This window comes from Rhizobium redzepovicii, assembly GCF_019793435.1.
In the GTDB taxonomy this organism is placed as follows: Bacteria; Pseudomonadota; Alphaproteobacteria; order Rhizobiales; family Rhizobiaceae; genus Rhizobium; species Rhizobium redzepovicii.
On sequence record NZ_JAILYH010000007.1, the window covers coordinates 1 to 13,649 of the forward strand.

Sequence of the window (13,649 nt, forward strand, 5' to 3'; positions counted from 1 at the left end):
ACAATAAGCATCCAAACAAAAAGCCTCCGATGAAACCGGAGGCTGTTGTAACCCCATCGCAGATGGGGGTCCCGTTTGGACGCCGATCACCCCAAATGCGGGGTCCTTATTCCATGCCTAATCACACCCAGAGCGCGAATCCATCGACTGATGCGATCGCGATCGCCCGCGTCTTAGTATATTCCAGCCATCTGAGCGTGGCCGCTGTCAACGACACCCCATATCTCTCGGTGGCTTCGCCCAGGCGATCGAGGCCCGCCAGGTTGTCGGACGGGATGAATTTTCGGAAATCGTCGAGCGGCATCAGGAGCGTGGCCGCAAACTCGTTCGCCTCCTTCTCGATGTTCCGACCGACGCCGTGTTCAACGGCGTCCTTTGAGCAGTAGAAGCCGCCATCGAAATTGGGATCGTCGTCGACAAGATTTCGATGAAGCACGAAATGCCCCAGCTCATGCGCAATAGTGTAGGCTCGTCGGCCTGCACTCTGTTTCCGATTGTACATGATCGCCCAGCGCCGCGGCTTGCTTTCGCCGGGAACCAGTGCACCCTCGCAGTCTGGAAGATCATCGGCGACGATCCTCTCTATATGGCTGCTCGGTTCAATTTGCTTGGTGTATTCGAGGGCGAGTTCGGCGACGTTAACAGGACCCCGTTCGAACCGGTCAGCGCCGAGGACTGTATTCAGCATAAGAGAGATGTTGTTTGCGGCGCTACGGGGCGACTTAGTCATCGTCAGCCTTTCCTCCCATAAGCTTTGCCATAGCTCGAATCTTTTTCCGGGTGCCTTCCGACATCTGGCTGTATTCCCGGAAGAATGCCTTGTCCTCGGCGTCGGCCAGCGTGACTTCTTCGCGTCCAATCAGATAATCGGTCGTGACTCCAAGGACTGCGGCAATGTCTGCGAGCTTTTCTGCACTGGGGCGCGGAGGATCCTTGTTCTCCAACTCCCATATGTAACTCTTCGAAGAGGCAGTTGCGGTTGCGAGCTGATCGAGCGTCAACCCCTTCGCCGTGCGTAGCTCCTTGATTCTTTTGCCGAATGTTGGTTGTGCCATGATGGGACCGTTCTTGGTTTTTGTTGTTCGGTGTAGAAGTATCCTACGGCCCTTGACTCTGGAAGGCAACGCTCCCATCTTGTTCGGAGTAGCGATACTTTAACTTAAGTTAGAGTGAACAAAAGGGAGCCAGCATGCGTGTGAACATTGTGAAGTCGAAGAAACCTCCAAAGGAAATCGAACATGAACATGAGTGCCTTCACTGGGATTGATCCGTTTCTCGATCCGGCCGACCGGATCCTGGCGCAGATCGCGTTCAACATTCAGCTTCCGCCTTCGCTGCACGGCAAAGCGATCAGCCGCTACGAAGCCGTACGTCGCCATCTCGAGGCGACCACTTTCTTCAGCGACGGCATCGAGCATTTCTACCCCCAGGGATCCATGGCCATCGATGCCACGATCTCGACGCGGGGAACCGACGACGAATACGACATCGACATCATCGCCCAGCTTGCCGCACGGTACCGCCGGCTCGGTCCGCTCGGGGTGCTTTTGACACTCGAGGCTGCCCTGAGCGACTACCCGGTCGAGAAGGTCATCCGGCAGACGCGCTGCGTCACTCTCATCTACGCCGACAAGATGCATCTCGACGTCAGCGCCGCCTTTCGGGAAGGTGGTACCCCCGAGCGACGCAGCCAGATCATGCATGCGAAGGGACCGAATCCTTCTGCCGACGACTGCGAGGTGCCGAGCAATGCATATGGCTTTGCCGAGCACTACAAGGAACGGACGCCTGTCGAAACCGCTGTCACTGAAGCCTTCAGGCGCAAGTGGGAAGTCTACGACAGGATTCGCGCCGACGCGGAAGTTGATGAGGTTCCCGATCAGACACCCTTCGTCGTCAAGAACACGGCGACGCTCGCGCTGCAGCTCGTGAAGCGCCACAGGAACATCACCTACGACCGCAAGCGCCGTACCGGCAGGATGGCACCCTCCGTGCTGCTCGCCCATTACGCAGCATGCTCCGCCGTGCCTAACAGAACGTTGACCGACGCACTGATTACTCTGTGCAATCTTCTCATCGTCGACATCCGTAGGGCAACTTCGCTTGGAAGGACTCTTGTCGTCGTGAATCCCACCTGGGATCAGGACGAGTTCACCGATCGCTGGCCCGAATCCATCGCGCAGCAGGAAGAATTTGCAGGCGATCTCGTCGAGTTAGTGACGGCGGTCGATCAAGTCCGCTCCGGCAAGCTGGATCCTATCGACGTTCCCAAGCGGCTTCGCCAGCTCTTCGGCGACTATGTCGTGACCGAGGCGATCCGGAAGCTTGCCCAGGACAACGGCGACGCCGTCCGGGGCGCAACGCAGAGCTATACGAAAACGGGCGGAATCCTGCTGCCGGCTTCCGCAGTAGCCACGCCAGCGCTGGCGTCACCGAAGACGGCGTCGCCAATCAGCGCCAGCAGGCACGACTTCTTCGGGGACCCGGTTTGATGTCGTTCCTTCCGTACACCATCGAGGAGCAGGCCGCCGCCATGAGCGCGGCGTGGCCCTTGTTCGCACAGCGTCGTTTCCGCGCTGAAGCCATCATCTGGCGCGGCATGCTGAAGCCGCATAGCCGGCCCTACGAAGTCGAGATCGCATACAGCATGGACATGGTGCTCGACGGCCCCGAGGTAAGAGTGCTTTCTCCAGGCCTGACGCGCCTTCCGGGCAATCCGGAAGGATCGATACCCCACGTCTATAACCGCGACAACGATCCAGTGCTCTGCCTGTTTGACCCTGCTCGAGAGCAGTGGAGCGGCTGGCGGCTGGTGTCCGAAACGACCGTGCCTTGGGCGATCGACTGGCTGGCTTGTTACGAATTCTGGCTTATGACGGGCGTCTGGGACGGTGGCGGCCGCCATCCTCCCTCGAATGGACGCCGCATTAACGTTGAGAACCGCCCATGACCTATAATCCTCCGCGGCGTTCGGACGGAACGATCGAGCACACCCGAATCAAGCAACCGTGGCCGAAGGACCGGCCTTTCCGCATTCTGTCGCTCGACGGCGGGGGCATCAGGGGACTGTTCGGCGCCTCATATCTGGCCGAGATCGAGCGAAAGTATCTGGGCGGCGAATCCATCGCGGATCATTTCGACATGGTCGCGGGAACCTCCACAGGAGGGATTATCGCGCTCGGCCTTGCATCCGGGAAAACCGCAGCCGAAATATCGAAGATCTACACCGAGAGGGGAGAGTTCATCTTTCCGGAGCCCGGTTTCGTGATGGGTCCCTGGCACTGGCTGAAGTCTCTCTTCCGTCCCAAGCACCGTGGCACGAACCTGCGCGATGAACTGCTTCGCGTATTCGATCAGGAGGTCTTGGGCGCCGCGACCTGCCGCGCTGTCATCCCGTGCTTCGAAGGGAAGTACGGGGAACCCTTCATCTATAAGACGCCGCATCATCCCGACTACAAGATGGACCGACACAAGGCATTCGTGGACGTTGCGCTCCATACGGCAGCCGCGCCGTCGTATCTTTCCGCCGTCGACAGTCACGGGTATCTGATGCTCGATGGTGGGATCTGGGCCAACAATCCGATCATGAACGCCCTGGTCGATGTGCTCGCGTGCTACGACGTACCTCGCGAGAACATTCGTATCCTATCGATCGGAACGGGCGATGAGACGGTAAAGCTGGCGAAGCAGCACCTTGAGGGAGGCAAGCTGGCCTGGGGGGTCTCGCGGAAGGTCCCGCTGCTGTTTCGGCTCGCGTGCCGCGCACAGAGCAAGAATGCACTTGGCCAGGCCTATCTGCTCGTCGGAAAGCCCAACGTCCTGCGAGTTGATCTCGACGAACGTGAGCAACATATGGATCTCGATGACGTACGGCGCGCCAAGCAGGAACTTCCAAATTTTGCGCGTGCGCAGGCGGAGGCGAACGGTCTACTCGTCAGGCAGATGTTCCTCGATACGCGCGCAGATCCATATGTAGCCTGCGCCGCATAGAGCGACTAAACTAGCGGCAGCGCGAGTGACCTGGACACTTATGCCGCTGCTAGCTCGGGTCACCTTCGTAGGGGCGTTCTGGGATGGAACTCCTGGCATATGGGCTTCATCATCGCGATGGCCGGGGAGTGCCTAGTGAGTTCACGCCTGATCAATGACCGCATCTCTGCAGCCAGGGAACGGCAATCACGAATTCGAGCTAGAGCGTTTCATGTTTTGACCGAAGCGCATCCTGCGTTAGCGAAGTAGTTGGCGCATTCGTCTGGCTTGATGGTGTCTGCGAGGTGGCCGAGATGGCGCCAGGTGTCCTCGACGGTTCGCTTTTGGGCCTGGCGCATCCAATGCTTGATCTTGGCGAAGGCCTGCTCGATCGGATTGAGGTCGGGGGAGTATTTCGGCAGGAACCACAACCTCGCCCCGGCCGCCGTGACGGCATCGCGGATGGCCTTGGCTTTGTGGGAACCGAGATTGTCGAGGATGACGATGTCGCCGGGCTTGAGGTCGGGATCAACTGCTGGCGGACATAGGCAAGGAAACACTCGCCATTGATCGGACCGTCGAAGACGCAATGGTGAGCTCGTCGCAGCGCAAGGCGCCGAGGAAGGTCAGCGTGCGCCAGCGGCCATGCGGTGCAAAGCCGCGCAGCCTCTTGCCCTTCGGTCCCCAGCCGCGCGAGGGCGCCATGTTGGTTCTGATCCAGGTTTCGTCGATGAACACCAGCCGTTTCGGATCGAAGCGGTCTTGCCAAGCCTTCCAGCGCGCTCGGCGCCGGGCAATGTCGGCGCGGCCCTGCTCAAGGGCGAACAAGGTGTTTTTTAAACCTCAGGCCTTCGCGGCGCATGAACTGCCAGATGGCATTGTGGGAGACGGTGATGCCGCGGGCGGCCAGTTCGTCCTTCAGGCGGTGCAGCGTCAGGTGCGAGGTCTGTTCGATCCGCTCGACGATGAAGGCACGATGCGGTTCCAAAATACGCCGGCGATGGCCGCCCATCTTGCCGGGCGACACGCTGCCGGTCGCTCGATAGCGCTGCGACCACTTCGCCACAGACGAGACGGCAATGTCGAACCGATCTGCCACGGTCCGACAGCTCTGCCCGGCCGCAACGGCTGCAACAACACGCTCGCGAAGGTCATTCGAATAGGGTCGTGTCATGGATGCTGGCCTCCATTCCAGCATCCATGATGAATCACAAATCCGATGATTCGGGAATCCTGCCCCGATTCCGAAAAGCAAGGAACCGCTCTAGTCGACTCTGGTTTTGTCCCCTTGACCATCTCTTTTGCTCATCACGGGTTGAGAGAAAGTTCGAGTTCTTCCAGCGAACGAAACATATTCGATTCCTTTCGAGGCTTGCCACCCGCTTCCATCAAAATTCGTTTCAACTCAGCACGCACCCACTCTGCGTTTTCACCTTCGTAAACGTCGGTGAGGCCTCGAAGCACCGCCGCATCCTCGGTATCGCGAACAAGCACCGGCTCGCCGTTGTAGGCGTTTTCTTGGTTGACAATGTCGTTGAGGTAACTCCCCAGTGTCTCTACACTTAGGTGGCCCATCATGTCACGTGCGAGCGCCAGAACGACGTCGGGCTGCCACGCTCTGCCATTAAGCGCCCTGTCTCGAAGATAGAGATCGCGCACTACCTCTTGGCAAAATGTTGCCCTCAGCCGATGTCCGCTGCCGGGGATCATGCAACGTTTGAAAATGCTCGACATCTTGTTGCTGATCGAATCACTTTGAAGCGCAGAGCCTGTCTTGTACGACAGGAATATCTCATCCGGCGGCTTGTAGGAATTGCGTCTTCGTCGCCGCTTCTCGATAAACTGAATGCGCTCAGCCCAAACGTAATCCAACAGTTCCATCAAAAGGCCGATGGGCACAGGTGCTAGACGCGACGAGCCCCCTTTCTCGACGATAGAAACTGGAACGAACTTTCTTCTCTGAAGAAGCATTTCGTTGAGGGCAGATTTCACTTCGAGCTGCGTCTTCCAGTCGTCGTTTGCGTCTTTAAGTCTCGTGTTAAGACCCCGCTTCAAGAACACGGCTTCTTCACTTAAAGCCGCATAGATAGCACTCAGGCATACGTTGGAGCAGCCTATCGCCCGAAATCCGGCAAAACGCATTAAGTTCGCCACCAGAAACCAGGTGCTTCGACGATTCAGATCAACTTCAATCTGGGTCGATGTAATTATCTCCCCTGCCTCTTCGTCGCTCGGGGTGGGGCGACCCTTTCGTATTTTTTGTTTTTGCTCTTCCCGATACTGCACCGAGATGGGCGTGCTGTGGTCGTCGATTTTATACCCAATCCTCTTAAGGTGAATCGTGGCGAGCGTATCACCTCGTCGCTCGCGAAGGACGACGCCTGGCTCCTTTGCAAGGAAACGATAAAAAGCCAGTATGGTATTAAGCTTGGCTCCATCTGTTTCGGTATAGTTGACTTTGCTTAAAGGATTGAAAGTCACCACGTTTCCGAAACGTGAGCACCCGGACGCTGCATAATTCTTCAGGTCGTCTACGTCCGCCTCTCTGAAGCTGATGGCGTTGAAAAAAAGATAATCCCAAAAATCCGCCAACGCATAAGCGGCCTTTTCGACCGTCCGCCATCCGGCGCCGTCAAGTGCTAAGGTAGTAAGGTAGCGGTTCAAGGCATTGACGTTGCCCTCGCGTTGGTTAAAGCAAGTCACGAGCTTGCTCACCTTTCGTCCACCAACCCGTAGATTAGACGCTCTCGCGATCACTCGTGTCGCAGCAAGTTCCATCAGTACAAATCCCACGCCGACGTAAGGTATTTGCTCTTTGGCGATAATCGAGCGATCTCATCCCTGAACTCTGACGCGAACATCAGCAGCCGCGTCAATTGTTCTGACTGCGCGGCGACAACGGCTTTCAAAGACTTTACGGTGTCACCAGGCGCCAGCGATCCGACTGCCACCTCGAGTTCGGACAGTTTTCTTCGCACCTCGTTTAAGCGCTCGCGCAGAAGCTTATATCCTTGCGGGCATTTTGGAGAAGTCAGTGTTGGATCCGAGAACTTGAAAATCCCTCGGCCTGGATCGTCCCACTCTCGGAAGTCTTCCAGCGTTTTCGGCCAGTAATCTGGGAGCTTCTTCGCACTCTTGGCGATCTCGTACGACCTCTCCATCGCTTCTACCTTCACACGGAAGGTTTCCAGCACAAATGGGCCCTTTTTTCCCTTACTGAGCGACTTGGCTCGCGACGGCTGTTTTTTCAGCGCAGATGATTCTATTGCCATTGCATTAAGCTCCGGCGTGAGTGTTCAGGAGTTTCACGCGCTGTTCGACGTAAACAAGGTGCTCATCATTCGCTTCGCGGAGAGATGCGAACGCCGACGCTACTTCACGGTCCCAAAAAGGCGCAAGGACTGGTAGGCCCGCTCTATGAGGGCAAACAAGGCAACCACCTTCGTCCGCAAATGTGAAGTCTGGACCCTCGAAGACAGCGGTCGGAATCCCTGTCACATCGGACTTCAACTTCAAACAAGAGGCGTGTGCGTTATCTGCGGGGTTTTGGCCCAGGCCACATAGCGAATGACCTTCTTTGTGTACCCGCAACATTCTCTCCTTAGCTAAGCCAGCCAAGGCATCCAGGAAAGTTGCGGGCGCACCCGTGGCGCCAGTGATATGCACTTCTGACGCAAATTGTTTCTTGAGAGCATCGATCTCGTCCGTAAGGAGCCGCCCGAGGGGACCCGAGAGGACAGCGCCTTCCGCCACAGACTGTAGGATATCTTTGGTAAACTGCAGCCTGCTACTTTCCACAACTACCAAACGTTCCACGGTTGCCCGTTCGGTTGCTGAGCGTCTTTGCTCTGCTGCCTGCCTCTCGTCCCAAAGCTTAATCGTGCTCCGTGACCGAGACGATATGTAGCCCATCGTCGTTTCTGGGTTGAAATGTCGATACTGTAGGCTCAGTGCCGCTAAGTTCGGATACATATATCTCCAGAAGTAAGTGATACCGAAAAATTTCCTCAACTGGTGAGCAGAAAAATTCCACTTCGTTCCATCCGGCAGCGGTGGAGTCTCGCACCACGCAGCAAAGGAGGTTAGGCAAGCATTGATGTCGACATCGATCAGTTGGCCGGTGAAGACACAGTTGAATTGCAGCAGCCAATTGTCCGCTGGCGTTTCACCTATTTCGCGCAACCGCTCGAGGATAGAGACGGCCACTTGCACCGACTTCGGCACGGGAATGCGATCCACGTCCTTCTTGTTTTTCAAAATCAGAGAGTGAAGCCAGACGGCACCGTTTGGATCAAGTTCTATACAACCGACCTTGAGCGCGAAAATCTCGTTTTTCCGTCTCGCGGAGAACGCAGCGATTACGATGACGCATGCGGCGACCAGGATCTCGTAGATTGCATAACGCAGACCGGTACGATCCTGACGTACGCGACTCGCGACATTGGGAGTGATTTCCTCAGCGCCAAGTTTCTGTAGACGCTGGTTGGCCTTGATTAGTTGTTGGTGCGCGCGCTCGGTATTGTTCCGTGCACGGGCCTCCGCCAGATTTAAGAGGTGTGTGGTGGCATCATCGAGGATCAAAGTAAGTGCCGAATTGATAAGCCAACTCGCTTGATAGCTCGGTGGGTCTGGCCATGGGTCGCACCTTTTCGTCCAACCACGGATGCTTTTGTAGATGTGTCTCGGGCTGTTGTAGGCTTTGACCCCTATTGGGTCGTGGGTAAGCTTGCCTCGAAGTTTCCACAACGCGAACCAAACAAACAGCATCTTGTACACAGTATTACCATTGGCTTTCGCCTCGTCATCTTCGTCGTCCAGCCCTTCACGATTCAGACGAGCGATCACCGCTTTTCCGGCGACGCCCGCGCTTAGAAGAAACTTATCCAAAACCCTTCGCGCTTCCGGCGTCATACTTCTCGCCCCATATATCCCTAACAGCTCTGCAATTTTCTGAGGTGAAGCCGACCTGTGGCCGGCTTTCAAAGGAATGTCGATTTCGTCAGCGCGATACATGCTCACAAGAGTGTCGACGCGGGACGATAACCTCAGCAACCCTTCACGACCGTTCTCTTTTAAGGACTGCTCAAACTCCCTATGCCATCCGCCGGTGAGAGCTCGGTTGTTGGGAATGCCCCGGTCGTATCGCCATTGCAAAAAAACTAAAAATTTTTTGAAATCTATGTCGACTGAAGACGCACTTTCATTCCAACCGACAGGGGCAGGTTCGAGGCTATAAAACACAAGCAGCTTGGCGGTTATCAAGTCGTTCTCCAAGCCAGCGTCATTGAGCCGCTTTTGATATGGCATAGGAGTCAAGAGCGCATCGAAGGAAATAGTACGACTTGTGAGCCGCATCGTGTCCGGGTTCTGTGTTTCTATGACCCATCGGTCATTTTCGAACCTGCCCCCTTTCAACCATCGCCGATGTGGAAGTCTGCCCATGACATAATCATGATAGATTCTGGTATCGTTTGATGAGCTGATTTCAACGAGCACTTGTTCCTCCTATTATTTGCCGGTGAGGGATTTTGGCATGGTCACCAAATGTAGAGAGGCTCGACCGCGCCGCTTTCCAATCCGGAATCGATTGCAATGCAGATCGTTTCAAAGGCTTTTGCGAAGCGACTTTCGCGCAACTTTTCTTCGTAGACCTGCACGATCGCCAACCACGGAACCCACGCTCTAATGAAGCGCTCAGGGTTGGTATGAAGCATCTCTTGCATTTTGGTTTCGAGGGTGCGGCGTGCCAGATGAAGGTTTGACATTGACGCTTCGGTCACCGGAAGCAATCGAACCGAGTCTGGAAGGAACGACATCGTCTCGACGTCCTCTGGAGGAGCCGTTTCAGCACGAGGGCGTACGTTAGCAAAGTCGAGACCCGATCTCAGGCCTAGTTGAAAACGACGATCAAGATCTCGTTGACTCAAACCCAGCGCCTCGGCGGCTCTCTCGATACCCCCAACCGCGACAGCTTCCCATTTGTCCAGGAATTTTCGGATCAGAGACGCCAAGACCGATTTCACGCCTCTTTCATCCATATAATAGAATGGCATCGGGCCCGGTGCATGATTGCCCAACCCCGTGTTCACTGCGTACTGCAGATCGTCCAGTTCCGCCTTGCCGTTCAAAGCGGTCTTCCGGATCACCATTCTTGTCAGAGGAAGACCGCCTAGGAGGGGATCACCCGATATGCGGGTTAAGAACGCCGGCCACCATTCCGTCATAATGGAATGCGCTATGGTCCGAACTCTTTGTTGTCCAGGCCTTTGATATACCCAAAGAAGCTCTTTTAGCGCGGCCGAGACCCGAGGATTTTCTCGAATCGTCTCTGTCATCTTAAGCCATCGGTCGATGACAGTTTTGAAAGACAGTTGACGTTTAAATCGCGTTGAAACGAATAGGGTGTCGTCGTTTTCAGCAACCGCCGTACTCTTGACGCTTGCCGTGACAACATTCTTCCGATGGCCGTTCTTTCTGGATTTATGGGTGTGAAGTGTATTTATCTCCACACTTCCTCTTTTCAATTTTCCCGTAAACAGCTCCGCCGGCAGGGACGCCACTGAGCTATCGTTGAGTACAGTGTCGATCACCACGATATGGTAGGCTGCGTTCGCGGCAATCGAGGACGGCATCACGAGCCTATGAACGGCGTAGTGCCCCCCGGCGCTTTTGATCAACCGGTAAAACTTCTTCAGGCTATATTTGAAATCTCTGCGGTTCCTATCTCGGATGAACTTCGCGACCAATCCAAGATATTGATCGTCATTTAGTCCCAATTTTTCCTTGAGCCATTCCTTTACATCGACGGTTCCAATGCCAACGTAATCTTTTAGGATCTCCGAGGTCTCTTCCCCGCCTGGAATCTTGGGGTCCTCCATCAATTCTTGGCCCCAGGTAAACGCCCGCCATTCACTTTCGAATTCATCGCAGAGGGACGAACGAAGTGCCTCTAAGCCATCGACGTTTTTGGCGGCGAAAGCTTGGGGCGCGGTCTCCGCGTCCATACCACCCAGATCGAACCTTCCCGCATCGATTAAGAGCGTCGCGATAGATGGCGTTTGCGACCCTGCCATTTCTGGGACACTTGCTGAGAATTCGTGGTACGGAAAAAAGCCGGCGTCCGCGAGATGGCCAAAGCCGGCCCTGATACTCTCAATGCTGGAGTTAATTGCCACAGCCTTCTTAGCCCGGCTGAGACTCTCGTCGCTTCCATCGCACAAGGAATCGAACATATTTGCTAGGCATGCCTCGATGTCCGACGGTGGCAACAGCGATTGGCGACCCTTCACGCACGCGGCAAACACTCTTACTTCCGGCCCATCTTGGAGGTAAGCGGCCTTTCCTGCGATCCACACCAGCGCGCTCACTGTGTATTGGAAATATCGATAGCTGGTGTTTCCGGTGAACTTATCTCCGAAGATAGTTTTCCACGCTCGCGAGAGCGACGCGCAGAACTTTCCGCCGTAGAGTCCTAAAACTGGCGTCAGGTGGTATCGTGTCGGATGACCCGGTATCGAGAATACATAACTTTGTTCATCCGCCATTATTTGTTACCATAAGTATTACAGAACGTTTCTCGATGTCAGAAGTGTTGCTGCGCGCTAAATCAATGTCCTTTGGTCCGACAACCAAGGATTCGATGGGCCTCACCAAAGGATTCGCGGCAATATTTGCAAGGACTGAGATTGATGAATTTTCACCCTTGCAAATTGTCAACAATTACTACATAACTAACTCCTGCGTTTATTTCGATTCGCTGAGATCTTACTTTTATTTCTTTTGCCTGTGAAGAAGGTTTTGCGCGCCGGGATTCTACGTCTTCGCGCAGTGTCAGCCGTAGCCTAACGTGATGCGATCGCAGCCCACTGAACAGTCGGTGAGGCTTCGCTGTCTGCTCTATGAGCCTGCCCCACTGAAAGGGAATTTGCGGCCCGCAAAAATGTAAGCCTCGTTGATCGCGAGTTTGTAATTTGGATCTACGCCTTCGGCGGCGAAATCACCCGATCAAAGACCGATACGGTCCAATCTTAATTGGACACGACACTCATCGACTTCAAAAAGCAGCGGTTCGTAGACAAATGGAGCCTACGAACGAAGCAGGAAGTGTCCGATGAGATTGCCTAAAAAACTGCGCTGATTTTCCACATCGTCTCCATACCGCATATGGAGAGCAAACCGTCTCAAGTACCGTTGTTTACGCTGCTTTTTCGTCTGCATACAATGTGACGAAAGTGGCCGAGAACGTCCCTCTTTCGGCAGATCGGCGGGCGCCAGATTGACGGTCACCCGCTTGCCCGGCAGCGACAGGCCGGAGGCATGAAGGGCGGCCTGCACCCGCTCGCGGCTTTCGGCCACGGCCTTGTCGGGCAGGCCGACGATCTGCATGCCGATCTTGCCGGGCGCGACCATGACCTGGACCTCGACCGGCACGCCTTCGATACCCTGAAATGCAACCGTACTGACGCGCGCGACCATCCGCCTACCCCCTGCCCAGCAAACTTTACTTACCGCCCTGCGGCCTTTAAGGCCAGCGGTTGCAATCTGGCATGGAAAAAAGAATAAAACAAGAACAGTCGCGGAACATATTCGGACGAAGCAAGTGACCTTGGTTGTATCCGATCATGCCCGCGTCCGGCTGCGGCCGGCAGGCTCAGCCGCGTTTGCGCTCGATCGCATCCCAGAGCAGACTTGCGATATCGGCGCCGCCGAATTTTTTCACTTCGCGGATGCCTGTGGGAGAGGTGACGTTGATCTCGGTCATGTAATCGCCGATCACATCGATGCCGACGAGCAGGAAGCCGCGTTCCCGCAGCGCCGGACCGATGCGCTCGCAGATTTCCTGTTCGCGCGACGTCAGCTCGGTCGCCTCGGCGCGGCCACCGACATGCATGTTGGAGCGGCTGTCGTGCTCGGCCGGGACGCGGTTGATGGCGCCGGCAAATTCGCCGTCGACCAGGATGATGCGTTTGTCGCCCTTGCGCACGTCCGGCAGATACTGCTGAGCGATGAAGGGCTCGCGGAAAAGCTGGCCGAACATTTCGAGCAGCGAAGAGAGGTTGCGGTCGTCGCGCGTGGAATGGAAGACACCGGCGCCGCCATTGCCGTAGAGCGGCTTCAGGATGATATCGCCCATCTCGTCGCGGAAGCGGCGGATCTCGGCGGCATCCTTGGTGATCAGCGTCTTCGGCATCAGGTCGGCAAATTCGGTAACGAAGATTTTTTCCGGCGAATTGCGCACCCAGGCCGGATCGTTGACGACGAGCGTCTTCGGGTGGATGCGCTCGAGCAGATGCGTCGAGGTGATATAGGCCATGTCGAAGGGCGGGTCCTGGCGCAGAAGCACCACGTCCATGGTGGACAGATCGACGCGCTCGGGCGCGCCGAGCTCGAAGTGATCGCCCTTGACGTCGCGCAGCAGCATCGGCTCGACGCTGGCAAAGAGCTTGCCGTCGCGGAAGCTCAGGCGTTCAGGCGTGTAATGGAACAGCCGGTAGCCGCGCGCCTGGGCTTCCAGGCTCATGGCGAAGGTGGAGTCGCCCGCAATATTGATGCCGGCGACATGGTCCATCTGGACCGCTACATTGGTGATCTTGGCCATTTCCGTCCCTCGCTGAATGCCGGACAGATGTAGGTCGGCCCGGTATCAAACGCAACGGTCAATCAAGGCTTCCGGCGCCAGC

The 13,649-nt window shown here is 55.9% G+C and carries 10 protein-coding genes and 2 pseudogenes; 3 read left to right on the forward strand and 9 right to left on the reverse strand.

The genetic code is table 11. The features are described 5' to 3' along the window. Nucleotides 1–121: 121 nt before the first annotated feature. Nucleotides 122–730, reverse strand: coding sequence for an ImmA/IrrE family metallo-endopeptidase (locus K6N12_RS12360; protein WP_222148814.1), 609 nt, complete (start codon nucleotides 728–730; stop codon nucleotides 122–124). Further along, entirely contained in the window at nucleotides 723–1,055 is a 333-nt protein-coding gene (locus tag K6N12_RS12365; RefSeq protein ID WP_027690970.1) for a helix-turn-helix domain-containing protein, read from the reverse strand. Before K6N12_RS12365 ends, K6N12_RS12360 begins: the two co-directional genes overlap by 8 nt. A gap of 183 nt (nucleotides 1,056–1,238) precedes the next feature. Between K6N12_RS12365 and K6N12_RS12370 the strand changes: the two genes are divergently transcribed. The 3 genes from K6N12_RS12370 to K6N12_RS12380 are packed head-to-tail and all read left to right on the forward strand — an operon-like array spanning nucleotide 1,239 to nucleotide 3,990. Then, nucleotides 1,239–2,492, forward strand: a complete 1,254-nt coding sequence (locus tag K6N12_RS12370; RefSeq protein ID WP_222148815.1) for a nucleotidyltransferase domain-containing protein — start codon at nucleotides 1,239–1,241, stop codon at nucleotides 2,490–2,492. After that, on the forward strand, nucleotides 2,492–2,950 hold the full coding sequence (locus K6N12_RS12375) for a type II CBASS E2 protein (RefSeq protein ID WP_027690968.1): 459 nt from the start codon (nucleotides 2,492–2,494) through the stop codon (nucleotides 2,948–2,950). The genes K6N12_RS12370 and K6N12_RS12375 overlap by 1 nt, the downstream gene beginning before the upstream one ends. Further along, the gene (locus K6N12_RS12380) at nucleotides 2,947–3,990 is read left to right on the forward strand and encodes a CBASS cGAMP-activated phospholipase (protein WP_222148816.1); all 1,044 of its coding nucleotides are present in this window, start codon (nucleotides 2,947–2,949) and stop codon (nucleotides 3,988–3,990) included. Before K6N12_RS12375 ends, K6N12_RS12380 begins: the two co-directional genes overlap by 4 nt. A 209-nt stretch (nucleotides 3,991–4,199) precedes the next feature. Here the strand turns inward: K6N12_RS12380 and K6N12_RS34650 are convergent. The 7 genes and pseudogenes from K6N12_RS34650 to gshB all read right to left on the reverse strand — a co-directional run bounded on the left by K6N12_RS34650 (nucleotide 4,200) and on the right by gshB (nucleotide 13,567). Beyond that, nucleotides 4,200–5,143, reverse strand: a pseudogene (locus K6N12_RS34650) (IS630 family transposase). A gap of 134 nt (nucleotides 5,144–5,277) precedes the next feature. After that, nucleotides 5,278–6,747 (reverse strand): site-specific integrase, encoded by a 1,470-nt coding sequence (locus tag K6N12_RS12390; RefSeq protein WP_222148817.1) that lies wholly within the window; start codon nucleotides 6,745–6,747, stop codon nucleotides 5,278–5,280. After that, entirely contained in the window at nucleotides 6,747–7,241 is a 495-nt protein-coding gene (locus K6N12_RS12395) for a hypothetical protein (RefSeq protein WP_222148818.1), read from the reverse strand. Before K6N12_RS12395 ends, K6N12_RS12390 begins: the two co-directional genes overlap by 1 nt. Before the next feature lie 4 nt (nucleotides 7,242–7,245). After that, nucleotides 7,246–9,465 carry a site-specific integrase gene (locus K6N12_RS12400; protein WP_222148819.1) on the reverse strand — a complete coding sequence of 740 codons (2,220 nt, stop codon included), beginning with the start codon at nucleotides 9,463–9,465 and terminating at the stop codon, nucleotides 7,246–7,248. A 41-nt stretch (nucleotides 9,466–9,506) separates the two neighbouring features. Further along, nucleotides 9,507–11,513, reverse strand: a complete 2,007-nt coding sequence (locus K6N12_RS12405) for a hypothetical protein (protein ID WP_222148820.1) — start codon at nucleotides 11,511–11,513, stop codon at nucleotides 9,507–9,509. Between the two features lie 700 nt (nucleotides 11,514–12,213). Then, nucleotides 12,214–12,444 (reverse strand): annotated as a pseudogene (locus K6N12_RS12410) (magnesium chelatase domain-containing protein); the annotation flags it as partial. 175 nt (nucleotides 12,445–12,619) lie between these two features. Continuing rightward, nucleotides 12,620–13,567, reverse strand: coding sequence for a glutathione synthase (gene gshB / locus K6N12_RS12415; RefSeq protein ID WP_097624604.1), 948 nt, complete (start codon nucleotides 13,565–13,567; stop codon nucleotides 12,620–12,622). Between the last annotated feature and the right edge of the window lie 82 nt (nucleotides 13,568–13,649).